The organism is Streptomyces sp. 150FB (genome assembly GCF_000818195.1).
In the GTDB taxonomy this organism is placed as follows: domain Bacteria; phylum Actinomycetota; class Actinomycetes; order Streptomycetales; family Streptomycetaceae; genus Streptomyces.
In genome coordinates, this window is record NZ_JTHL01000001.1 from 2,508,414 (window position 1) to 2,531,129 (window position 22,716).

Below are 22,716 nucleotides of genomic sequence, written 5' to 3' on the forward strand. Positions count from 1 at the left end.
GCGGGGCCCGCCGCGCCCAGGAACGTCACACCGGAGCCGGTGCACGCGATGGCGGCACCGGCGCGGCACGACCCGGCCGATGTCGCCGAGCGCATCCGGCACCTCGGGGAGCTGTATCAGGCGGGCCTGGTGACGGACGACGAGTTCAGCGCGAAGAAGGCCGAGCTGCTGGCCGAGCTGTGACCACGGCCGGAGTCCGGCCGTGGTCACAGCTCGGCCGGCGGAAACCGCCGGACCGCTCCAGGGCTGCTCTAGCCGGCGCTTTCGACGAGGGACAGAGCCTGGCTCGGACAGATGTGGACCGCCTGCTGAGCCTTTTCGAGTTGGCCGTCCGCCGGCTGCTCGTCGAGGACGACGACGGTGCCGTCCTCGTCACTCTGATCGAACAGATCGGGTTCGGTGAGCACGCACTGACCGGCGCCGACGCACCGCGTGAGATCCGCGACGATGCGCATGATGCCTCCTACCAGGTGACGGGGAATTCGTACATACCGTAGATGCCGCTGTCGTCCTTGAAGGGCAGGTCGTCGACGGGCGCACCGCGCTTCAGCCCGGGAATCCGGCGGAACAGCGTGTCGAAGACGATCTGGAGCTCCATCCTGGCCAGGTTCTGGCCGAGGCACTGGTGCGCGCCGAACCCGAAGGCGACGTGGTGCCGGGCCCCGCGGTCGATGTTCAGCTCGTCGGGGTCGTCGAAGACGTCGGGGTCGTGGTTGGCCGCGTTGCCGAGGACGAGGACTCCCTCTCCGGCCTTGATGAGGACCCCGCCCATCTCGACGTCGGCCTTGGCGACGCGCGAGGTCGCCGAGTCGACGATGGTGAAGTACCTGAGCAGTTCCTCGATCGCGTCCGGTGTCTTCTCCGGGTCGGCGCGCAGGGCGGCCAGGTCCTCGGGGTGCTCCAGCAGGGCAAGGGTGCCGAGCGAGATCATGTTCGCCGTGGTCTCGTGGCCGGCGATGAGCAGCAGGAAGGCCAGGCCCACCAGGTCGGCGCGGTCGTACGTACCGTCCTCACGGCGCTTGACTATCTGCCTGCCGAGGAGGTCGTCGCTGGGCTCCTGCTCCTTCCGGGTGACCAGGTCGCCCAGGTAGGCCTGGAGCTCGTCCCGTGCCTTGATCCGTACGTCGACGGCGCTGGCGCGGCTGATCAGGCGGGAGGTGCGGGCCTGGAAGAACTCGTGGTCGGCGTACGGCACTCCGAGCTGCTCGCAGATGACCAGTGACGGCACCGGCAGGGACAGCGCCTGCACCAGGTCGACGGGCCGGGGTCCGGCCAGCATGGTGTCGATGCAGTCGTCCACGATCTGCTGGATACGCGGCTGGAGCGCCCGCATCCGCTTGACGGTGAACTCCCCCAGTACCGCGCGGCGGGCCGGGCCGTGTTCCGGCGCGTCCATCCCGATCATCGTGGGTTTGAAACCGGCGGCTATCTCCTGCTGCCCGGCGACCAGGGCCGGAAAGCCGGGAGCTGTGCGATCCGAGCTGAACCGCGGGTCGGTCAGCATCGTACGGATGTCCTCGTGGCGGGTGAGCGCCCAGGCGGTGTTGCCGGTCGGCAGGGTCACCTTCGATATGGGCGTTTCCTCGCGCAACCGCTTGTACTCCGCAGGGGGTGCGAAGGGGCAGGTGCGCGGAGCCGGAAGTGCGACTGCTGATTGGGGGTTCATCAGATCACTCCAGTTCAGGGGCAGGTAGCAGGTACATGGATGCGCATCCCCTGCATACATCGGCAACCGTAATCAAGTGGAGGAATTTCGTCCACATGGGGGTGGCAGAATCAGCCACCCGTCACGGAGAGGGCGAAGACATGACAGCCGACCCGGAACGATCTCTGCGGGCCGACGCGCGCCGCAACCGCGACCAGATCCTCGCCGCCGCCAAGACCGTCTTCGGCGACCAGGGCCCCGACGTCCCGATGGAGGAGATCGCCCGGCAGGCGGGCGTCGGCATCGGCACGCTCTACCGGCGTTTCCCCGACCGGGAGGCGCTGATCCGCGCCGTCTCGCACGACAGCTTCACCAAGGTCCTGGCCGAGGCCCACGCCGCGGCGGCCGAGGAGGCGAGCGCCTGGGACGCGCTCGTACGGCTGCTCCGCACCTCGCGCGAGCTCCAGTTGAGCGTGCAGTTGGCGCTGCTCTCGCCGCAGGCCTGGCGGGTCGTCAGCGAGGACACGAAAGCCACCCAGTTCCGGCGCGAACTGCTCGCCACGCTGGACCAGGTGGTGGCGGCGGCGCAGGCCGAGGGGACGCTGCGGAAGGACATCGGGACCGGGGATGTCGCCGCCCTGCTCTCGCTGCTGCTGCGCCCGATGCCCGACACCCCCGGCGCCTCGGCCTGGCTGGTCTCGGAACGCGCGCTGGCCCTGATGCTGGACGGCCTGCGGGCGGACGGTCCCGGCTCCCGCCCCAAGACCCCGCTGCCGGGCCATCCCCTCACGGTCGAGAGCTTCAAGAAGCTCCCGGCGGAGAGCACCTGAGATTCCCGCGGGCCGACGCGCGAAACCCCTGGCGGCCACGGAGGCCACCAGGGGTTTCGCGTACGGGTACGGGTACGGCCGGGGCGACCGCCCCAGCGACCGCCCCAGCGACCGCTACTCGCGGCCCGCCGAGCTGAACGCCGGGTCGGCGTACCTGCCGCCCACCACCTGTGCGGCGATCGGGTCGAGCAGTTCCAGTTCGCTGTCGGTGAGGATCAGGCGCGTCGCGCCGACGTTCTCCTCTATCCGGCTCCGGCGGCGCGTACCCGGGATCGGGATCACGCTCAGGGAGTGCACATCCGCCTGCTGCTGGACCCAGGCCAGCGCGACCTGGCCGAGCGTGGCTCCGCGCCCTTCGGCGACCTTGCGGATCGGCTCCAGCAGCGCCCCGTTCGTCACGGCGTTCTCGCCGTTGAAGCGCGGCTGCCTGCGGCGGAAGTCGTCGGCGCCGAGGTCCTTCTCGGCGTCGGCGAACGAACCGGTCAGGAAGCCGCGTCCGAGCGGGGAGTACGGCACGAACGCGATGCCGAGTTCGGCGGCGGCCGGCACGATCCGCGCCTCGACGTCGCGGCTGAACAGCGACCACTCGGACTGGAGGGCCGCGATCGGGTGCACGGCGTGCGCCGTACGCAGTTCGGTGGCGGTGACCTCGCTGAGCCCCAGGTGCTTCACCTTGCCCTCGGCCACCAGCTCGGCCATGGCGCCCACCGTCTCCTCGATGGGGATGTTCACATCGCGCCGGTGCATGTAGTAGAGGTCGATCGCCTCCACATCGAGCCGCTTCAGGCTGTTCTCGATGCACGCGCGCAGGTAGGGACGGTCGTTGCGGATGGTCCGCTTGGTGGGGTCGGTGGGGTCCGTCCCCAGGGAGAACTTGGTCGCGAGGACGATCTCCTCGCGGTGCGCCTTGACGAAGGGCGCGATGAACTTCTCGTTCCTCCCCTCGCCGTAGGCGTCCGCCGTGTCGTACAGCGTCACGCCCAGCTCCAGGGCGCGCTCCAGGGTTGCCCTGGCCTCATCGGTGTCCGTCGTCGGACCGTACGACTGGCTCATTCCCATGCAGCCGAGGCCCTGCACTCCGACCTCGGGTCCACCGGTCCCGAGACGTGTTACCGCGATCTTGCTGTCGCTCATAAGGGTCAGACCCTTCCCGACGCCGCCCGGGCGTCCGCGTAAAAACTGATCTTGTGATCGAGTACGGCAACGGTGTCCTGCAGCTCCTCGATCCTGTGACGGACATCACGCCGTGTCTGCTCCAGCAGCTCCTGCCGCTCCTCGAAGGTGTGCTCGCCCTCCCGGATCAGCTCGGCGTAACGGACCATGCCGGCCACCGGCATGCCGGTCAGCCGCAGCTTCCCGACGAAGGCGAGCCAGTCCAGGTCACGGTTGCTGAAGCGGCGCTGACCGGTGTGCGACCTGTCCACGTGCGGCATCAGCCCGATGCGCTCGTACCAGCGCAGGGTGTGCGCCGAGAGCCCCGTGAACGCGACGACCTCACTGATCGTGTAGTGGTCCTCGCCGTTGGGGCTCGGATGCGCTCGGGGCGCCGACACACAGATGTCTGTGCGGTCCGTCCGGACGGGGGTGCTCTCGGTCAGCGTCATGTCCACCAACGTAGAACGTTGGAGTGCACTCGAAGCAAGGAGAATTGGGTACGGATTTCGGCCGCTCCCGGTCTAGCCTGCTGTTCCATGAGCTCCGCACGCCGCGCGACACCCGAAGACGCCGAGGAACTGATCCGTCTCCGCAAGGTGATGTTCGACTCGTTGGCCACCTCTCCCACCCGCCCCCGCGCCGACTTCTCGGACGAAGGGGACACGGGCTGGAAGTCGGCCACCCTCGTGATCCTGCGCGACCGACTGGCGGACGTCGACGGCGACTTCGCCGCTTTTGTTGTGGATTGTTCCGAAATAGAAGCAAAGGGTACGGGCGGTCTCGCGGCCTGCGCCATCGGCACGGTCGAGCACCGGCTCGGGAGTCCCCGCAACCCCACGGGCGTCAGCGGCCACGTCTTCAATGTCGCCACCGACCCCGGACAGCGCCGCCAGGGCCACTCGCGGGCCTGTATGGAGGCGCTGCTCGACTGGTACCGGACGCGCGGGGTGCGCAAGATAGACCTCCACGCGTCGTCCGCCGGGGAGCCGTTGTACACGTCGCTCGGCTTCGCCCGTACACCTGATCCTTCGATGCGGCTGAGCATCTAGGCTTCTCGTATGGAAAGCCTGCGACAGATCGAGAACTGGCCGGTCGGGAACGCGGCGGCGGCCGTCGTACGGGCCGACGGCACCGTCGCCGGGTCGTACGGCCCCACGGCGCGGCCCTTCCCGCTCGCCTCCGTGACCAAGCCGCTGGCCGCCTACGCCGTGCTCGTGGCCTACGAGGAAGGCGCGATCGAACTGGACGAACCGGCCGGGCCCGAGGGTTCGACGGTGCGGCATCTCCTCTCGCACTCCAGCGGCCTCGCGGCCGACGAGAACCGCGCGACGAGCGCGCCCGGCACCCGCCGCGTCTACTCCAACGCGGGCTTCCAGGCCCTCGGCGACCACATCGCCAAGGCCACCGAGATCCCCTTCCCCGACTATCTGCGTCAGGCGGTGCTCGAACCGCTGGGCATGAACTCCACGACGATGGACGGTTCCCCGGCCAGGGACGGCGTCTCCACCGTCGACGACATGGTGCGCTTCGCCGCCGAGTTGCAGGCGCCACGGCTGCTCGATCCCCGTACGGTGCTCGAAGCGATGACCGTCGTCCACCCGGGTCTGGCCGGCATCCTGCCCGGCTACGGCCGTCAGAAGAACAACGACTGGGGTCTGGGCTTCGAGATCCGGGACTCCAAGTCCCCGCACTGGACGGGCAGTTCGTCCTCGCCCAGGACCTTCGGGCACTTCGGCCAGTCGGGTACGTTCCTGTGGGTCGACCCGGACGCCGGGGCGGCGTGTGTGGCGCTGTCCGACCGTGACTTCGGGCCCTGGGCGATCGAGGCCTGGCCGCCGCTCACCGACGCGGTGCTGGCGGAACTCCGGTCAGCCTGACGCTCGTTCGGAACCGGGGCCGAAGCCGGAGCCAGAGCCGGAAGGCGAGCCCGCTCCCGACAGCTCCCAGACCAGCACCTCGGCGGCCGACTCCGCCGCCACTTCGAGCCCTTCGGCCCCGGTGATACGCGCGGAGTCGCCCGGCCTCAACTCCTCGCCGCCGACCACCACTTCGCCGCGCACCACATGCACGTACACGAAGCGCGCGTCCGGCACGGCCGAGCGCTCGCCCGCCCGCAACCGCCGTACGTGCAGCATCGCCCCGGCCTCCGGCAGCGCGTACGGCGTGGAGTCGGCGATGCCGCGCACGACCTCGTACCCCGGCGTCCCGCCGGGCTCCAGCGGTGCCAGCCACATCTGTACGAAGACCAACTGGCCCGCGCCGTCGTTCCGTTCGACGTGCCGCACGCCGCCGCCCGCGCTGAGCCGCTGGAGATCACCCGCACGGACGACCCGCGCGTTCCCCGCCGAGTCCCGGTGGGTCAGTTCGCCCTCGACGACCCAGGTGACGATCTCGGTGTGGCTGTGCGGATGTTCGTCGAATCCGGCGCCCGGCGCGAGCCACTCCTCGTTGCAGGCGAGGACCGGACCGAAGCGGAGGTTGTCCGGATCGTAGAAATGCCCGAAGGAGAACGCGTGCAACGACTCGATACCGGCCTCGGCGTCGCCGCCGAGATAGCGGTCCTCTGCGTACCGTACGGAGATCACAGGTCCAAGGTAGCCCCGAGCGGGCAGCCACTCGCCCGGATAAGGCACTCTTGTCCCCGTGCCTGAACCCGCGAAACGAGCCCATCCGCACTCCGCGACACTGCGCCGGCTTGAGCAGTCCTCCGGCCGGCTGGCGGCGAACGCCATCGCCCGCATGGACGCGACGCTGCCGTGGTACCGCGCGATGCCCCCGGAGAACCGCTCGTGGATCGGCCTGGTCGCGCAGGCCGGTATCGCCGCCTTCACCGAGTGGTTCCGCCACCCCGAGACGCCCCAGGCCATCTCCACCGACGTCTTCGGCACGGCGCCGCGCGAACTGACCCGGGCGATCACACTGCGCCAGACCGTCGAGATGGTGCGCACCACCATCGAGGTGATGGAGACGGCGATCGACGAGGTCGCCGCGCCCGGAGACTCGTCCGTCCTGCGCGAGGCGCTGCTCGTCTACGCGCGGGAGATCGCGTTCGCGACCGCCCAGGTGTACGCACAGGCCGCCGAGGCCAGGGGCGCCTGGGACGCGCGCCTCGAATCGCTCGTGGTGAACGCCGTACTGTCCGGCGAGGCCGACGAGGGCGCGGTGTCCCGGGCGGCGGCGCTCGGCTGGAACTCCCCCGAACACGTCTGTGTGCTGCTCGGCACGGCGCCCGACGGGGACAGCGAGCTGACCGTGGAGGCGATCCGCAGGGCCGCCAGGCACGCCAAACTCCAGGTGCTCACCGGGGTGCTCGGCGACCGGCTCGTGGTGATCGCCGGCGGCAGCGACAATCCGCTCCAGGTCGCCAAGGCGCTGATCGGACCGTACGCGGCGGGCCCCGTCGTCGCTGGACCCGTCGTACCGGATCTGCTGGCGGCGACCAAGTCCGCGCAGGCGGCGGCCGCCGGGCTCAAGGCCTGCTCCGCGTGGCAGGACGCGCCGCGCCCGGTCCTCGCCGACGACCTCCTGCCGGAGCGCGCGATCGCCTCCGACCCTGCCGCACGCGAGCAGTTGGTGGAGGAGATCTACAGACCGCTGCAAGAGGCGGGCTCGGCGCTGCTGGAGACCCTGAGTGTTTATCTGGAGCAGGCGAGCAGTCTGGAGGGCGCGGCCCGGATGCTGTTTGTGCACCCCAACACCGTGCGGTACCGGCTGCGACGTGTGACTGACGTCACCGGATGGTCTCCTTCCGATGTCCGGTCCGCCTTCACTCTGCGAATCGCGCTGATCCTCGGGAGGTTGGCCCAGGGGGAGCTGCACCTCTAGTCTTTTGTTGTACTCCAACAATTCCCCTGTCGGTTCTTCGTCCCTGTCCCCACGGGCGGTGAGGGCCTTCCGCAAGAGAGAGTGTGAGGGTGCTCGTACTCGTCGCTCCCGGCCAAGGCGCCCAGACGCCCGGCTTCCTGACTCCCTGGCTCGACCTTCCCGGCGCCGAAGAACGGCTGCGGGCGTGGTCGGCCGCCATCGACCTGGACCTGGTCCACTTCGGAACGAAGGCCGACGCGGACGAGATCCGTGACACAGCGGTCGCCCAGCCGCTGCTGGTGGCCTCGGCGCTGCTGTCGGCGCGCCTGCTCTTCGCCACCACCGGGGACGCCGTGGGTGTCGTCGGTGCGGTCGCCGGTCACAGCGTCGGCGAACTGGCGGCGACGGCGCTCGCCGGCGTGGTCTCGGATGACGTGGCCATGACGCTCGTACGCACCCGTGGCCTGGCCATGGCCGAGGCGGCCACCGTCACGGAGACGGGGATGGCCGCCCTGCTCGGCGGTGACTACGAGGTCAGCGTCGCGCATCTGGAGAAGCTCGGCCTGACGCCGGCGAATGTGAACGGCGCCGGCCAGATCGTCGCCGCCGGCACGCTCGAACAGCTCGCCGCGCTCGCCGAGAACAAGCCGGAGGGTGTGCGCCGCGTGGTGCCGCTCAAGGTCGCCGGCGCGTTCCACACGCGCCACATGGCTCCTGCCGTCGCCACGCTCGAAGCGGCGGCCCGGTCCGTGGAAACGGCCGATCCGGCCGTGCCGTACATCTCGAACAGGGACGGGCAGGCCGTCAGCGACGGCCCCGACGTCCTGCGGCGCCTGATCGGTCAGGTCGCCAACCCGGTCCGCTGGGACCTGTGCATGGAGACATTCCAGGCACGGGGCGTCACGGACTTGATCGAGCTCTGCCCCGGTGGCACGCTGACCGGCCTCGCGAAGCGCGCGCTGCCCGGCGTGCGGACACTCGCCATAAAGACCCCCGACGACCTCGACGCGGCCCGCGCCCTGATCGCCGAGCACTCCTCCACGGCTGAATAAGGAGCCAGAGAGCATGTCGAAGATCAAGCCCAGCAAGGGCGCCCCGTACGCGCGCATCATGGGCGTCGGCGGCTACCGGCCGACCCGAGTGGTGCCCAACGAGGTGATCCTCGAAACGATCGACTCGTCCGACGAGTGGATCCGCTCCCGCTCCGGAATCGCGACCCGCCACTGGGCCTCCCCCGAGGAGACCGTGGCCGTCATGTCGATGGAGGCGTCCGGCAAGGCGATCGCCGACGCCGGGATCACGCCCGAGCAGATCGGCGGTGTGATCGTCGCCACCGTCTCGCACTTCAAGCAGACCCCGGCCATCGCCACCGAGATCGCCGACCGGATCGGCGCCGGCAACCCGGCCGCCTTCGACATCTCGGCGGCCTGCGCCGGCTTCTGTTACGGCCTGACGCTCGCCAAGGGCATGGTCGTCGACGGCTCGGCCGAGTACGTCCTCGTCATCGGCGTCGAGCGGCTCTCCGACCTGACCGACCTGGAGGACCGCGCGACGGCCTTCCTCTTCGGCGACGGCGCGGGCGCTGTCGTCGTGGGCCCGGCGAAGGAGCCCATGATGGGCCCCACCATCTGGGGCTCCGAGGGCGACAAGGCCGAGACGATCAAGCAGACCATCTCGTGGGAGGAGTACCGCGAGGGCACGGTGGAGAAGTTCCCCGCCATCACCCAGGAGGGCCAGGCGGTCTTCCGCTGGGCCGTCTTCGAGATGGCGAAGGTCGCCCAGCAGGCGCTGGACGCCGCCGGGATCACCGCCGCCGACCTGGATGTGTTCATCCCGCACCAGGCCAACATGCGGATCATCGACTCGATGGTGAAAACGCTTAAACTGCCGGAGAGCGTCACGGTCGCCCGCGACGTGGAAACCACCGGCAACACCTCGGCCGCCTCGATCCCGCTCGCGATGGAGCGACTCCTGGCGACCGGACAGGCGAGGAGCGGCGACACCGCCCTCGTCATCGGCTTCGGGGCGGGTCTGGTCTACGCGGCGACGGTCGTTACCCTCCCCTAAGCACTCCGGTTCGTTCCGGACCGTGTTCCGACATATTTCCCGTATGTCTCTGTATCCCGCTGTAACCCGTTCATCTCTGCTGACTATCGAAGGAGCGCCCACATGGCCGCCACCCAGGAAGAAATCGTCGCCGGTCTCGGCGAGATCGTGAACGAGATCGCCGGTATCCCGGTCGAGGACGTCCAGTTGGACAAGTCCTTCACCGACGACCTGGATGTCGACTCGCTGTCCATGGTCGAGGTCGTCGTCGCCGCCGAAGAGCGTTTCGACGTCAAGATCCCCGATGACGACGTCAAGAACCTGAAGACTGTCGGTGACGCCGCGAAGTACATCGCGGACCACCAGGTCTGACCTCCCCGAGGCCGGACCTGTTCGCGCGGCTGACGCCACCCGGTCGTGGCGCCGTAAAAAATTCCGCACCCTCTACACGTGGAGAAAGAATTCCAGTGAGCTCGACCAATCGCACCGTGGTCGTCACCGGTATCGGCGCAACCACACCGCTGGGTGGCGACAGCGCATCAACCTGGGAAGGCCTGATCGCCGGCCGCTCCGGAGCCCGCGTCCTCGAGGACGAGCGCTTCGCCGACCTGCCGGTCCGTATCGCGGCGGTCGCCGCGGTCGACCCGGGCACCGTGCTGCCCCGCCCGCTCGCCCGCAAGCTGGACCGCTCGGCGCAGTTCGCGCTGATCGCGGCCAGGGAGGCGTGGGCGGACGCCGGTTACACCGGCAAGGCCGGCGTGGATTCGGCGGTGGACCCCGACCGGCTCGGTACGGTCATCGCCTCCGGTATCGGCGGTGTGATCACCCTGCTCGACCAGTTCGACGTGCTGAGGGTGAAGGGTCCGCGCTCCGTATCCCCGCACACCGTGCCGATGCTGATGCCGAACGGCCCCTCCGCCAACGTCAGCATCGAGGTGGGTGCCCGCGCCGGCGCCCACACCCCCGTCTCCGCCTGCGCCTCGGGCGCCGAGGCGGTCGGCTACGCCGTGGAGATGATCCGTACCGGCCGCGCCGACGTCGTGGTCGCCGGTGGCACCGAGGCGGCCATCCACCCGCTGCCGGTCGTGGCGTTCGCCAACATGATGGCGATGTCGAAGGACAACGACAATCCCACCACGGCCTCCCGCCCGTACGACAAGGCGCGCACCGGCTTCGTCCTCGGCGAGGGCGCCGGCGTGGTCATCCTGGAGTCGGCCGAGCACGCCGCCGCGCGCGGCGCGAAGGTCTACTGCGAGGTGCTGGGCCAGGGCGTGTCGTCCGACGCCCACCACATCGCGCAGCCCGAGCCGACCGGGCGCGGTATCGCGAAGGCGCTGGAGAACCTGCTCGCGGCGACGGACCTCAAGCCGGCCGAGATCGCGCACCTCAACGCGCACGCGACCTCGACCCCGCAGGGTGACGTCGCCGAGATCAAGGCCCTGCGCCAGGTCCTGGGCGACGATCTGGACCATGTGGCGGTCTCCGCCACGAAGTCGATGACCGGTCACCTGCTCGGTGGTGCGGGCGGCATAGAGACCGTCGCGACGGTTCTCGCGCTGCACCACAGGATGGCCCCGCCGACCATCAACATCGACGAACTCGACGACGAGGTGGACGCGGACGTCGTACGCGACAAGCCGCGCGCCCTGCCGCAGGGGACGATCGCCGCGATCAACAACTCGTTCGGCTTCGGCGGCCACAACGTCGTTCTGGCGCTCCGCACCGTCTGACGTCCGACCGTCACGGCCGCAGTGGCTGTCGCAGCCGCAGGACCGTCCGCCCGCCCGGGTTTTCCGGCGCGGCGGGCGGTCCTTCGTGCGATACGGGCCGTGGTCACCCCAGTGGTACGGAGGTACCGATGCTCGACGCCATACCCGCGCGCCCTCTGTTGTCCGTCTCCGTCGAGGAGCAGGTCTTCGAGTGCGACGGGGAGAAGCTCACCTGCTCGGTGGCCTCGGCGGACTCCGTCGACGGGCCGCCGCCCGCGCCGACCGCCGTCCTGCTGCACGGCGCCGGCAAGGGCAGCAAGGAGCGCCTCCTCGGTCTGCTGGCCGACTTCGCCGCGCGCGGCTGCCGGGCGATCGCCTTCGACTTCTCCGGCCACGGCGGCAGTACGGGAACCCTCGCCGCCCTCAGCCTGGAGCGCCGCTTCACCCAGGCGCGCGCGGTGATCGACGCGTACGTCCCGTCCGGTGACCCCCTGCTGCTCGTCGGGTTCAGCATGAGCGGCCAGACCGTCGCCGACCTGACGGCGCATTACGGCCCCCGTGTCGTCGCCCTCGGGCTGTGCGCACCCGCCGTGTACGCCGAACGGGCCTGGCCCGTGCGGTTCGACGGTGGCTTCACCGAGATCATCCGTACGCCGGAGGCCTGGCGCGACTCGCCGGCGCTGCGGGTGTACGGCGCGTTCCCCGGCCGCGCGGTGCTCGCCGTACCCGCCCTCGACGCGGTGATACCTCCGGCGGTGACCGAGGCGGTGGCGGCGGCGCTCGGCACCCGGTCGGACTTCACCCATCTGGTGCTCGACGAGGCGAACCACCAACTCGGCCTGTGGCTCGGCGAGCACCCCGAGGAGCGTGCCCGTCTCGCCGACGCGCTGCTCGGCGAGGGCCTGCCCGCCACCCGCGCCTGGGTGGAGGACGGCCTCCCGGACGGCGAGCGCGTCACCGGCGCCGAGCGGCTGCGGGGCGGCTGGACCTCGGAGATGCGCCGCCTGGACGTCGAAGGCCCCGGCGGCGGGCGGCAGGTGGTCCTGCGGTCCTTCGTGAAGCCGTTCTTCCTCCGGCACGCCGAGGCACTCCTCACCCGCGAGGCGGCCGTCCTGACCCTGCTGGACGGTACGGATGTCCCGGCGGCGCGGCTGCTCGCCCTGGACGCCACGGGGGCACACTGCGAGCACCCCTCGCTGCTGATGTCGCTGCTGCCCGGCGGCGTACGGCTGGAGGACGCGGGCGCGGAGGCGCGCGCCGTTCTCCTGGCGCGCCAACTCGTCGGTATCCACGCGGTCGAGGTGACGGACGCCACGCGCCCCCGTACGTACGAGGCGTGGACCTCGCCGGAGCGCGTGCGCGTCCCTGAGGCGACCGGCAGGCCCGGCCTGTGGCGGCGCGCCCTGGACGTCATCTGGGGCGAGCCGCCAGCCCACGAGGCGCGGTTCCTGCACCGCGACTTCCACCCGGGCAATGTCCTGTTCGCCGGGGAGGGCGCGGAGCAGCGCGTCAGCGGGGTCGTCGACTGGGTCGAGACGTCGTGGGGCCCTGCCGACCTGGATGTGGCGCACTGCTCGACCGCGCTGGCGCTGCTGCACGGGCCGGAGGTCGCGGAGGTCTTCGGAGACAGCTATACGGCGGCGGGCGGCCGGCTGTCGGGAAACCCGGCCGGCCACCTGTACTGGCGGCTCCTCGACGCGCTGGCCTTCGCCCCTGACGCCGAGAAGGTCGCCGTACCGTGGCGTCAGCTCGGCCGTACCGATCTGACGCCCGAGGTGCTGACGGGCCGCCTGGAGGATTACCTCGCCGGGCTGTTCGCCCGTTTCGGCTGATCGCGGCAGGCGGCCCGGCAGGCCGCTGTCAGTTGCCGCTGTCAGTTGTCGAAGCTCGCGAAGTACGAGGCCGCCATGTCCTTGTCGCCGTGCCCCTGTTCCTCCGCCCGGCGGAACCGTTCGGCGCCCCCCGCCGCGGCGTCCATCCGTACGCCGTTCTCGGCGGCCGCCTCCAGGATCAGCCGGGCGTCCTTCGCGGCCGTCGAGAGACCGAAGCTCGCCGGCGTGTAGTCGTCGTCCATGATCACCCCGGCCTTGGTGTGCAGATAGCCGCAGTCCAACGCGCCACCGGCCATCACGTCGAGGAACTTCCGCGGGTCGACGCCGAGCCCCTTGGACAGCGCGAGAGCCTCGGCCGTGCCGTGGGTGATCGCGAGGCTCCAACTGTTGCAGACGAGCTTGAGCCGGCTGGCCGCGCCCGAGGCGCCGTCCTCGTCCAGCCACAGCGTGCGGCCCCCGATGGCGTCGAACACGGAGGCGACCGGCTCCCGTACGTCCTGCGGGCCCGCCGCCAGCACGGTGAGCTGGCCGCTCTCGGCGGGGGCGCGCGTCCCCATCACCGGGGCGTCCACGAAACGCAGGCCGTGGTGGAGCGCGAAGTCCACCAGGCCGGCGAGGGCTTCGGAGCCGGCCGTCGTCGACTGGAGCCAGATCGTTCCGGCTTCGAGTCCCGGCGCGGCCGCCGTCATGGCCTCCAGCGTGGCGGGCCCGTCGAGCAGCATGGTGAGGACGATGTCGGCGCCGCTGACCGCCTCCGCCGGGGTGGCGGCGACGTGCGCGCCGTCGGCGGCCAGCGGTTCGGCCTTCTCCTGGGTGCGGTTCCAGACGCGGACGGTGTGTCCGGTGCGGCAGAGGTTGCGGGCCATCGCGGCGCCCATGATGCCGGTGCCGAGGACGGATACGGTGATGTTGTCAGCCATGCGTCTACCGTACGACCGCGCGGCGGCGGCTCGCCGGACGCTCCCCCCGGCGCCGCCCCGGGGCCCGCCGACGCTCAGACGACCTGGTGCAGCCAGCGGACCGGGGCGCCCTCACCCGCGTATCGGAAGGGTTCCAACTCGTCGTCCCACGGCTTGCCGAGCAGCTTGGCGATCTCCGCCTCCAGGACGCTCTCGCCGCCCCGCGCCCGCACGACGGCGGCCCGCAGCCGGTCCTCGGGGACCAGGATGTCACCGTGTATTCCGGTGACCGCGGAGAAGATTCCCAGGTCGGGCGTGGCGCTGTAGCGCTCGCCCTCGGCCGTCGCGCACGGTTCGGCCGTCACCTCGAAGCGCAGCATCTGCCAGCCGCGCAGGGCCGACGCCAGTTTGGCGGCGGTGCCGGCCCGGCCCTGCCAGGAGAATTCGGCCCGCCAGGTGCCCGGCGAGGCGGGCTGTCTGACCCAGTCGAGCTGGACCCGCAGGCCGAGCACACCCGCCACCGCCCATTCGACGTGCGGGCACATCGCGCGCGGTGCGGAATGCACGTACAGAACTCCACGTGTCGTCACCGGGACCTCCAGTGTGGGACGAGGATCGCCTTTCCCAGCGGCCTCAGTAAACATCATCGGGAGTGAAACTCCGCAAAAGGGACAGCATGTGACGTGAGGTAATTTACCGGAGCCGGTGGTTCGAACGCCTCTGGTTCGACCTGCAAAAGCTACCGTGCGGCAGGGTGCCGGGGGTGACGTACCGTCGGTCTCGGGGCCGATATGCGCGAAGCTTTCACTCGCGAGGACGTTATCGGCCGTACGGGGGTTCCAACGACGCCGAATTCGGGAAGGCAGCGGTGCACACGAGACGGCGGAAGCGACAGCGGATCGGTACGGGCGTGGTCGCCCTGGCCGTCGCGGCGGCGGCGCTCGCCGGGTGCGGTGCGCCGGGCTCCGGCTCGCCCGATTCGGCCGAACGCGGTAGTCCGGCCCCGCGCCCCGCGCCCGTCTGGGACCGCAGCCCCGGATCGGTGGCCGCGGTGGGCGATTCGATCACCCGCGGGTTCGACGCGTGCGGTGTGCTCGTCGACTGCCCGGCCGTCTCCTGGGCGACCGGTACGGACACGTCGGTGCGCAGTCTCGCCGCGCGGCTCATCGGGGATCCCTCGGTGGCGGACCGGAGCTGGAACGACGCGCGGTCGGGCGCCCGGATGGCCGATCTTCCGGATCAGATGACACGCGCGGTGGCCCACCACCCGGATCTGGTCACGGTGATGGTGGGTGCCAACGACGCCTGCCGGAAGTCCACGAAGGTGATGACGACGGTCAAGAAGTTCAGGTCGTCGTTCGTGAAGGCGATGGGCCTGCTCCGTTCGAAGTCCCCGAAGACGCAGGTGTACGTGTCGAGCGTGCCGGACCTCAAGCGGCTCTGGTCGACGGGGCGCGGCAATCCGCTCGGCCGGGAGATCTGGAAGCTCGGGCTCTGCGCCTCGATGCTCGGGAACGCGCAGGACAACAGCGCGGGGGCGCGCAAACGGCGGCAGAAGGTGTACGACCGGGTCGTGGCGTACAACGGCGTGCTGAAGGACGTGTGCGCGCGGGACCGGCTCTGCCGGTACGACGGCGGCGCCGTCTTCGACTTCCGCTTCACCGGCGCCCAGCTCAGCCAGTGGGACTGGTTCCACCCCAGTACGAGCGGGCAGGGCCGGCTCGCCGAGATCGCGTACCGCAATGTCGTGGCGGCGAACCCACCGGCGTAGGGTGACCCACCGTGACTGCGATGACCCCCGAACGTGTCGGAGCGACGGCCGACGGAACACTCATCCACCGCTGGACCCTCGAACGGGCCGGGACCCGGGTGCGGCTGCTGACGTACGGCGGGATCGTGCAGTCGGTCGAGGTGCCGGGGCGCGACGGGTCCCGCGCCGACGTGGTGCTGGGTTTCCGTGAGCCGAGGGACTATCTCAGCTCGCACGGCCCCTACTTCGGCGCGCTGATCGGCCGTTACGCGAACCGCGTCGGGGGCGCGGCCTTCACCCTGGACGGCCATACGTACCAACTCCCCCGCAACGACGGGCCGAACTGTCTGCACGGCGGCGAGCGCGGCTTCGACCGGCGGGTCTGGGACGCGGAGCCGGCCGGGGACAGCGCGGTGCGGCTCTCGCGCGTCAGCCCGGACGGCGAGGAGGGCTTCCCCGGCCGCCTCGCGGTGTCCGTGACGTACGCGCTGGAGGCGGACGGCGCGCTGCGCCTCGACTACCGCGCCGAGACGGGGGCGCCGACACCCGTCAGCCTGACCAACCACACGTACTGGAATCTGGGCGGCGCGAGCGGCACCGCCGGAAGCGGCACCGCCGCCGGGCATCTGCTGCGTCTCGCCGCCGGGCGGATCACACTGCTGGACGGCGACTCCGTGCCGACCGGCGAGCTGGCCGCGGTCGACGGCACGCGCTTCGACTTCCGCGAGGCGCGCCGGGTGGGAATCGGCTACGACCACAACTACGTGCTGGACGAGCGGGCCGACGGGCAGCCGGCCGCCGAGCTGTACGACCCGGTGTCGGGGCGGGTCCTGACCGTCACGACGACGGAGCCCGGGATGCAGCTCTACACGGGCGACCACTTCGACGGGAAGCCGTACGGGCCGGGTGACGGGATCGCGCTGGAGACGCAGGCGTTCCCCGACTCGCCGAACCAGCCGGGGTTTCCCGACACGGTGCTGCGGCCCGGCGAGGTGTACGCGTCGACGACGACGTTCGGGTTCGGCGTGCGGTAGGCCGCGGGCGGTCGCGTGCGATCCGCCCTTGTGCAGGCGGCGGCGCGGGTCCGGCTCACGCCGCCTGCATGCCGCCGTCGACCGGGAGCACCGCACCGGTCACGTAGGAGGCGCGGTCGCTGAGCAGCCAGGCGGCTGCCTGGGCGATCTCGTCGGGTTCGGCCGCGCGGCGCAGCGGCGTGTGCGCGTTGAGCTGGTCGACGACGCCGGGTGACCTCTCGTCCCAGGCGCGCACCATCTCGGTCAGGGTGGTGCCGGGAGCGACGGCGTTGACGCGGATGCCTTCCGGGCCGTAGGTGGCCGCCGCCGACTCGGTGAGGCTGTTCACCCCGCGCTTCATCGCGCCGTAGGCGGGCAGTGCGGGGTTGCCCCGCAGGCTGCCGACGGACGAGTTGTTGACGATGGCCCCCGTGCCGGCCGTGGCCCTGATGGCGGCGACCTCGGCGGCCATGGCCAGCCAGGGGCCCTTGAGGTTCACGGCGTAGACGTGGTCGAAGTCACTCTCGGTCACCTGGTCCATCGGGCCGGGCGGCACGCTGGTCGCGGCGTTGTTGAAGGCGACGTCGAGCCTGCCGTACAGCTCCACGGCGCGGTCGACGGCGGCCCGGACACTGGCCCCGTCTGCCAGGTCACAGACCGCGTACTCCGCGGTGCCGCCGGCCGCTCGGATCTCCTCGGTCACCGCTTTCAGTTGTGCCTCGGTCCGGGCCGCGAGCAGTACCCGGGCGCCCTCCCGGGCGAACAGCCGCGCCGCGGCGGCGCCGATACCGCGGCCGGCTCCCGTGATGAGGGCGACCTTGCCGGCCAGCAGGCCGGGGGCGGCGGGAGTGGAGGGGGCGTCCGTCATCGGTGTCATTCGTGTGTTGTCCATGGCAGCGAGCCTGCGCCGGGCCGGGGAGCCGATCCAGGCACCAGCGGTACCTGGATCGGCTCCCCGGACCCGCGCACACTGGAGGTATGGACAGACGAGAGCTGGCCGGTTTCCTGCGGGGCAGGCGTGAGCGGATCACCCCCGCCGATGTGGGGCTGCCCGCCGGGCCGCGCCGCCGCACCCCGGGGCTGCGCCGCGAGGAGGTGGCGCTGATGGCGTTCATCTCGACCGAGTACTACACACGGCTGGAGCAGGCCCGCGGCCCGCACCCGTCGCGCGAGGTGCTCGACGGCCTGGCCAGGGCCCTGCGCCTGTCGGACGCCGAGCGCGATCATCTGCACCACCTCGCCGGCTCTTCGCCCGGGCCGTCGGGCGGGCCTTCCCGTGAGGTGCGGCAGAGCATCCTCGACCTGCTGCGACGGCTGCCGCAGGCCGCCGCGATCGTCCTGTCGGCGACCTACGAGGTGATCGCCTGGAACGACCTGGCGGCCGCCCTCCTGGAGGACTTCTCCGCGCTGCCCCGGCGCGAGCGCAACCTCGTGCGCCGTGCCTTCCTCTCGCCCGGGGACCGGCCGCTGTACAGCAGGGCCGGTACGGAGGAGTTCGCCCGCGTCGCTGCCCGGCAACTGCGTGCCACCGCCGCCCGCTACCCCGACGATCCCGAGGTGGCCGCGCTGGTGGGGGACCTTCTCTCCGGGAGCGCGGAGTTCGCCCGACTGTGGGCCGCCCACGACGTACGCGCCGAGCCCACCCTGCGCAAGACCGTCGACCACCCGCTGATCGGCCCGGTCACCGTCAACTGCGATGTCCTGGACATCACCGACCGGGACCAGCGCGTGGTGATCTACACGGCCGAGCCCGGCTCTCCGGCGGAGGAGGCGCTGCGGCTGCTGTCGGTGATCGGCACGCAGCGCATGGACGTGCCCGGCTGATCCGAGCCGGGCACGGGGGCGTTCTCCGCCGGTGCATACGGCTCCGGGGCGGCGTCAGGTTCCGCCCCGGAGCCGTACGTTCTTCTCCCCCCGCTCCCGCTACCCCCGGGCGTCGACCGTGGCGCTCAGCCTCCGGTCGGCCACCGAGTGCGCGGCCTGGACCTCGTACGTCCCGTCCTGGTACGCCCAGGAGCCCGCTTCCTCGTCCCAGATCTCGAACGCCCTGCGGCGCAGCGGGATACGTACCTCGGTGCTCTCGCCGGGGCCCGCCTCGACGGAGGCGAAGCCGGCCAGCCAGCGCGCGGGACGCTCGGGGGCGCCGGGCTCGCCGGCACCGGGGGCCAGGTAGATCTGGACGACCTCGCGGCCCGTCCGCGCGCCGGTGTTGCGGAGCCGTACCGTGGCCTCGGTGGGGGTGGCCGACAGGGTCTCGTACTCCCAGTCGGTGTAGCCGAGTCCGTGGCCGAAGGGGTAGGCGGGGGTGGCCCCCGACTTCTCCCAGGCCCGGTAGCCGATGAACACGCCTTCGTCGTAGTGCAGTTGGCCGTCGGTCGGGGTGGTGTCCGAGACCGGTACGTCGTCCAGGGTGACCGGCCAGGTGGTCGGCAGCCGGCCGCCCGGCTCCTCGGCGCCGAGGAGGACGTCGGCGAGCGCCGCGCCGCCCTCCTGGCCCGGGAACCAGCTCAGCAGTACGGCGGCCACCTCCTCGCGCCACGGGAGCTCCACCGGGGAGCCGGTGTTGACGACCACGACGGTGTTCGGGTTGACGGCGGCGACGGCCCGTACCAGCTCGTCCTGACGGCCGGGCAGCTTCAGGTTCTTGCGGTCGAAGCCCTCGGACTCGACCTGCGAGGTGGTGGCGACCACGACCACAGCGGTGTCGGCGGCGCGCACCGCCTCGACGGCCTCGGCGATCAGTTCGTCGGGGTCGTGCTGCGGGCCGAGGTGGAGGAGCGAGAAGGCGACGGCCTTCATCGGCACGTCCGACTCCTTGTAGACGGTGTCGACCAGCGAGATCTCGACGGGCTGCCCCGCCACCAGTTCGGCCCGGCCGCGCTCGGTGGGCGCGCCGAAGAACGCCTCGAACGGGTCGGTCGACGTACCGGACCCCTGGTCGCCCTCGAAGAGGACCTGGCCGCCCACGGTGAGGGTGAAGCCGCCGACGCCCCGGGTGCCGAAGGCGTGCTCGCCGCTCTCGCGTGGGGTGAAGCTTCCGGTGATCTCGACGGTGTGCAGCGCCTCGAAGTCGACGCCGTCGGGCAGGTCGCTGCCGACCCACTGCACCCGGCCGTTGGGCAGCTTGGTGGTGGCGAGGACCCGTCCGTCGGCGTCGCGACTGATCGCCTCCAGCTCGAACCCCTTGTCGCCGAGGCCGAGTTGACCGCTGGGTTCGGCTCCGACTGCGTACGTCAGGGTCTGTTCGGGGAGCGCGGCCGTGAGGCCGTCGAGCGGGGAGACGATGTGGTCGGGGAAGACGGTGGCCGAGCCGCCGCCGAGGACGCGCGCGTCTCGGGCGGCGGCGCCGATGAGGGCGACCGTACCGGCCTGGGCGGGGTCGAGCGGGAGCACGGGAGGCTCGCCGACCTCGGCGCCGGCCGGTGCCTCGTTGCGTACGAGGACGAAGGAGCGGCGGGCGACCTCGCGGGCCAGCGCCTCGCCGTCGACGGGCGCGGGGAAGTCGGTGACGGCGGCGGGGGCGCCTTCGAGGATGCCGACGCGGGCGGCGAGGCGCAGGACGTTCCGTACGGCCTCGTCGACGGCGGACTCCTCGGCCTCACCGGCCCGTACGGCGGCGGCGAGCTTCGGCCCGTACACCGTCTCGGGTCCTGGCATGGCGACGTCGAGGCCGCCGAGCAGGGCGCCGACGGTGGAGCGGGCCGCGAGCCAGTCGGAGACGATGTAGCCGTCGAAGCCCCATTCGCCGCGCAGGACTTCGTTCTGGAGGTAGCGGTGTTCGGTCATCGACGAGCCGTTGACCGTGTTGTAGGCGGCCATGATGCCCCACGGGTGGGCGTTGGCGACGATCGCCTCGAAGGGCGCGAGGTACAACTCCCGGAGCGGGCGCGGCGCGACGATGTTGTCGACGGTGAAACGGTCGGTCTCCGCGTCGTTGGCCACGAAGTGCTTGACGGTGGTGCCGACTCCGCCGTCCTGCACCCCGAGGACATAGCCGGTGCCGATCTCGCCCGTGAGGTACGGGTCCTCGCTGTACGCCTCGAAGTGGCGCCCGCCGAGCGGCGACCGGTGCAGGTTCACGGTCGGCGCGAGCAGTACGTGCACACCTTTGCGGCGGGCCTCCTGGGCGAGCAACCGGCCTGCCCTGCGGGCCAGTTCGGGATCCCAGCTCGCCGCGAGCGCGGTGGGTGAGGGCAGTGCGACCGACGGGTCGTCGGAGGTCCAGCGGACCCCGCGTACGCCCACGGGGCCGTCGGACATCACGAGCGAGGCGAGCCCGATCTCGGGCAGTCCGGGCAGGGACCACTGGTCCTGTCCCGCCAGCAGCCTGGTCTTGGCGTCGAGATCGAGCTTGCCGAGCGCCGCCTCGACGGCGGCGTTGCGTGCCTGATCGGCCCGGCTGGTGGATGCGCCTGCCACGTGCGTACCTCCATGTCGACGTTCTCGCGGACGGACGTCCCCGCTCTCGCGAATGGTTACATGGTGGACCGGATACCTGTAGACGGGTAGGTATCGTCATCATTTCGTAATGTGATGGTCGAGCGTTCCCGATACGGTCCTGACAGGCGGCCGGCAAGGCGGACGGGGAGAGGGGCGGGCGGATGGCGGCGCAAGCCAGAGGCGAGGAGCGGCGCGCGGAGATCCTGCACGCGGCGCTGGAGGTGATCGCCGAGCGCGGTTACCGGGGCACGACCCTGGGCGCCGTGGCCGACCGGGTCGGCCTCACCCAGCAGGGGCTGCTGCACCACTTCCCGACCAAGGAAGCGCTGCTGGTCGCCGTCCTGGAGGACCGCGACCAGTGGGACACGGGCGGCGGCAGCCGGGGCAGAAGGGGCTGGCGTCTCGAACTGCTGACGTCGCTGGTGGAGTACAACGCGATGCGTCCCGGTGTGGTGCAGACCTTCTCGGCGCTGCTGGGCGAGAGCGTCACCGAGGACCATCCGGCGAGGGAGTTCTTCGCGCACCGCTACGACCAGGTGCGCGGCAACATGATCGCGTCGCTGCGCGACGAGTTCGGCGACCGGCTGCCGGGCGGGCTCACCCCGGAGCAGGCGGCGCCGCTGCTGACTGCGGTGATGGACGGACTTCAGTACCAGTGGCTGCTGGACCCGGAATCGGTGGACATGCCGGCGGCGTTCCGCGACTTCCTGACCCTGCTGAGGGCGGGCGGCACCGGACCCGCCGCCTGAACAACCGCCGGGCAGTTTAAGGGAGTACGGCGCCGCGCTGCTCCGGGCCCGTCACCGCTTCGCCCTCCGGCGGCGCTGTCAGTTCGCGCACCATCAGCGTCGCCCCCGCGACAGCGCCCGGCATCAGGAAGACCGCGACCAGCGGGACCAGGAACGCGAGGGTGAGCGGCACGCCGAAGCCCAGGCTCATCATGCGGCGGCTGTGCAACAGCGCCCGCCGCTCCTTCAGTTGGACGCCACGCCGCTGGAGCGCCACAGCCGTCAGCTCCTCGGCGAGGAAGAACCCCGAGACGCAGAAGCCGATCACGGGGACGACCGTCTGTCCGACGACCGGGAGGAAGCCGAGAGCGAAGAGCAGTACGCCGTAGATCGCCACCCGGACCAGGACCCGCAGACTGTCCCGCGCCGAGATCAACAGCTCGCGCCAGAACGGGAGTCCGGACTCGGGAACCTCGCCGCCCTCCGCGCGGTCGACCGCCTCGGACAGCGACTCGTAGAAGGGCTGTCCGATCAGCAGGGTGACCGCAGTGAAGGTGACCACGGCGAGAAACAGGCCGAGGGCGAAGACGAGCACCGTGAGGAAGCCCCGGAAGAGACCGAGCCAGGGGGACGACCAGTCGTCGGCGAACGGCGTCGACCAGGAGGCCAGGTTGTCGGCGCCGTAGGCGAGGCCGATGAGCGCTCCCGCGTACAGCACCAGCGTTATCAGGCCGGGCAGCAGCCCGAAGCCGAACGAGCGCCCGTGGCCGACGACCCAGCGCTGGCCTTTCCACAAGTAGCCGAAGCCCACCCCGAGATCATGCATGGGGCGCAGCCTACCGGCGGCGCGGGCCCCTGACGCCAG

At 71.1% G+C, this 22,716-nt stretch carries 24 protein-coding genes; 14 read left to right on the plus strand and 10 right to left on the minus strand.

The window, feature by feature from the left end; translation table 11 throughout:
- The coding region (locus QR77_RS48490) for an SHOCT domain-containing protein (RefSeq protein WP_040021172.1) at nt 1-183 on the plus strand (183 nt) is incomplete at its 5' end.
- 68 nt (nt 184-251) lie between these two features.
- Here QR77_RS48490 and QR77_RS10480 read toward each other — a convergent pair.
- Entirely contained in the window at nt 252-455 is a 204-nt protein-coding gene (locus QR77_RS10480; RefSeq protein WP_040021173.1) for a ferredoxin, read from the minus strand.
- Nucleotides 456-463: 8 nt separating this feature from the next.
- The gene (locus QR77_RS10485; RefSeq protein ID WP_040021174.1) at nt 464-1,666 is read right to left on the minus strand and encodes a cytochrome P450; all 1,203 of its coding nucleotides are present in this window, start codon (nt 1,664-1,666) and stop codon (nt 464-466) included.
- 140 nt (nt 1,667-1,806) lie between these two features.
- On the opposite strand from QR77_RS10485, the gene QR77_RS10490 reads away from it, so the two are divergent.
- Complete coding sequence (locus QR77_RS10490; protein WP_040021175.1) at nt 1,807-2,475, plus strand: TetR/AcrR family transcriptional regulator; 669 nt, start codon at nt 1,807-1,809, stop codon at nt 2,473-2,475.
- A 114-nt stretch (nt 2,476-2,589) separates the two neighbouring features.
- Here QR77_RS10490 and QR77_RS10495 read toward each other — a convergent pair whose 3' ends face one another.
- Both QR77_RS10495 and QR77_RS10500 read right to left on the minus strand, forming a co-directional pair.
- The gene (locus tag QR77_RS10495) at nt 2,590-3,609 is read right to left on the minus strand and encodes an aldo/keto reductase (protein ID WP_040021176.1); all 1,020 of its coding nucleotides are present in this window, start codon (nt 3,607-3,609) and stop codon (nt 2,590-2,592) included.
- 5 nt (nt 3,610-3,614) lie between these two features.
- Nucleotides 3,615-4,079, minus strand: coding sequence for a MerR family transcriptional regulator (locus QR77_RS10500; protein WP_040027661.1), 465 nt, complete (start codon nt 4,077-4,079; stop codon nt 3,615-3,617).
- Between the two features lie 87 nt (nt 4,080-4,166).
- Here QR77_RS10500 and QR77_RS10505 point away from each other — a divergent pair, with 87 nt between their 5' ends.
- Nucleotides 4,167-4,679 (plus strand): GNAT family N-acetyltransferase, encoded by a 513-nt coding sequence (locus QR77_RS10505; RefSeq protein ID WP_040021177.1) that lies wholly within the window; start codon nt 4,167-4,169, stop codon nt 4,677-4,679.
- Between the two features lie 9 nt (nt 4,680-4,688).
- The gene (locus QR77_RS10510) at nt 4,689-5,507 is read left to right on the plus strand and encodes a serine hydrolase domain-containing protein (protein ID WP_040021178.1); all 819 of its coding nucleotides are present in this window, start codon (nt 4,689-4,691) and stop codon (nt 5,505-5,507) included.
- Here the strand turns inward: QR77_RS10510 and QR77_RS10515 are convergent.
- The gene (locus tag QR77_RS10515; RefSeq protein ID WP_236710598.1) at nt 5,499-6,215 is read right to left on the minus strand and encodes a pirin family protein; all 717 of its coding nucleotides are present in this window, start codon (nt 6,213-6,215) and stop codon (nt 5,499-5,501) included. The two genes, QR77_RS10510 and QR77_RS10515, sit on opposite strands and share 9 nt — an antisense overlap.
- A gap of 58 nt (nt 6,216-6,273) precedes the next feature.
- Here QR77_RS10515 and QR77_RS10520 point away from each other — a divergent pair, with 58 nt between their 5' ends.
- The 6 genes from QR77_RS10520 (at nt 6,274) to QR77_RS10545 (ending at nt 13,021) form a co-directional block, all read left to right on the plus strand.
- Complete coding sequence (locus tag QR77_RS10520; RefSeq protein WP_040021179.1) at nt 6,274-7,455, plus strand: helix-turn-helix domain-containing protein; 1,182 nt, start codon at nt 6,274-6,276, stop codon at nt 7,453-7,455.
- Nucleotides 7,456-7,544: 89 nt separating this feature from the next.
- Nucleotides 7,545-8,486: an ACP S-malonyltransferase gene (locus QR77_RS10525; RefSeq protein WP_040021180.1), complete on the plus strand. Its 942-nt coding sequence runs from the start codon at nt 7,545-7,547 to the stop codon at nt 8,484-8,486.
- Between the two features lie 13 nt (nt 8,487-8,499).
- Nucleotides 8,500-9,501, plus strand: a complete 1,002-nt coding sequence (locus tag QR77_RS10530; RefSeq protein ID WP_040021181.1) for a ketoacyl-ACP synthase III — start codon at nt 8,500-8,502, stop codon at nt 9,499-9,501.
- A gap of 102 nt (nt 9,502-9,603) precedes the next feature.
- A complete protein-coding gene (locus tag QR77_RS10535; protein WP_040021182.1) occupies nt 9,604-9,852 on the plus strand; it encodes an acyl carrier protein in 249 nt (82 codons plus the stop codon).
- Nucleotides 9,853-9,947: 95 nt separating this feature from the next.
- Nucleotides 9,948-11,210: a beta-ketoacyl-[acyl-carrier-protein] synthase family protein gene (locus QR77_RS10540; protein WP_040021183.1), complete on the plus strand. Its 1,263-nt coding sequence runs from the start codon at nt 9,948-9,950 to the stop codon at nt 11,208-11,210.
- Nucleotides 11,211-11,338: 128 nt separating this feature from the next.
- Complete coding sequence (locus QR77_RS10545; RefSeq protein ID WP_078876595.1) at nt 11,339-13,021, plus strand: alpha/beta fold hydrolase; 1,683 nt, start codon at nt 11,339-11,341, stop codon at nt 13,019-13,021.
- A 41-nt stretch (nt 13,022-13,062) separates the two neighbouring features.
- On the opposite strand, the gene QR77_RS10550 is transcribed toward QR77_RS10545, so the two are convergent.
- Together QR77_RS10550 and QR77_RS10555 are read right to left on the minus strand one after the other, a co-directional pair.
- Nucleotides 13,063-13,941, minus strand: a complete 879-nt coding sequence (locus QR77_RS10550; protein ID WP_040021185.1) for an NAD(P)-dependent oxidoreductase — start codon at nt 13,939-13,941, stop codon at nt 13,063-13,065.
- A 74-nt stretch (nt 13,942-14,015) separates the two neighbouring features.
- Nucleotides 14,016-14,510: a DUF3145 domain-containing protein gene (locus QR77_RS10555; protein WP_040021187.1), complete on the minus strand. Its 495-nt coding sequence runs from the start codon at nt 14,508-14,510 to the stop codon at nt 14,016-14,018.
- 278 nt (nt 14,511-14,788) lie between these two features.
- Between QR77_RS10555 and QR77_RS10560 the strand changes: the two genes are divergently transcribed.
- Together QR77_RS10560 and QR77_RS10565 are read left to right on the plus strand one after the other, a co-directional pair.
- The gene (locus QR77_RS10560; protein WP_040021189.1) at nt 14,789-15,691 is read left to right on the plus strand and encodes an SGNH/GDSL hydrolase family protein; all 903 of its coding nucleotides are present in this window, start codon (nt 14,789-14,791) and stop codon (nt 15,689-15,691) included.
- Nucleotides 15,692-15,711: 20 nt separating this feature from the next.
- Entirely contained in the window at nt 15,712-16,704 is a 993-nt protein-coding gene (locus tag QR77_RS10565) for an aldose epimerase family protein (protein WP_040021191.1), read from the plus strand.
- A 55-nt stretch (nt 16,705-16,759) separates the two neighbouring features.
- Here the strand turns inward: QR77_RS10565 and QR77_RS10570 are convergent, their stop codons facing one another.
- Nucleotides 16,760-17,575: a glucose 1-dehydrogenase gene (locus QR77_RS10570; protein ID WP_040021193.1), complete on the minus strand. Its 816-nt coding sequence runs from the start codon at nt 17,573-17,575 to the stop codon at nt 16,760-16,762.
- A gap of 86 nt (nt 17,576-17,661) precedes the next feature.
- On the opposite strand from QR77_RS10570, the gene QR77_RS10575 reads away from it, so the two are divergent.
- On the plus strand, nt 17,662-18,507 hold the full coding sequence (locus tag QR77_RS10575) for a helix-turn-helix transcriptional regulator (RefSeq protein WP_040021195.1): 846 nt from the start codon (nt 17,662-17,664) through the stop codon (nt 18,505-18,507).
- A gap of 99 nt (nt 18,508-18,606) precedes the next feature.
- Here QR77_RS10575 and QR77_RS10580 read toward each other — a convergent pair whose 3' ends face one another.
- Nucleotides 18,607-21,102: a glycoside hydrolase family 3 C-terminal domain-containing protein gene (locus QR77_RS10580; RefSeq protein WP_040021197.1), complete on the minus strand. Its 2,496-nt coding sequence runs from the start codon at nt 21,100-21,102 to the stop codon at nt 18,607-18,609.
- Between the two features lie 182 nt (nt 21,103-21,284).
- On the opposite strand from QR77_RS10580, the gene QR77_RS10585 reads away from it, so the two are divergent.
- A complete protein-coding gene (locus tag QR77_RS10585; protein WP_040021199.1) occupies nt 21,285-21,872 on the plus strand; it encodes a TetR/AcrR family transcriptional regulator in 588 nt (195 codons plus the stop codon).
- Between the two features lie 16 nt (nt 21,873-21,888).
- Here QR77_RS10585 and QR77_RS10590 read toward each other — a convergent pair whose 3' ends face one another.
- Nucleotides 21,889-22,677 (minus strand): EI24 domain-containing protein, encoded by a 789-nt coding sequence (locus QR77_RS10590; RefSeq protein ID WP_052488660.1) that lies wholly within the window; start codon nt 22,675-22,677, stop codon nt 21,889-21,891.
- Nucleotides 22,678-22,716: the final 39 nt, after the last annotated feature.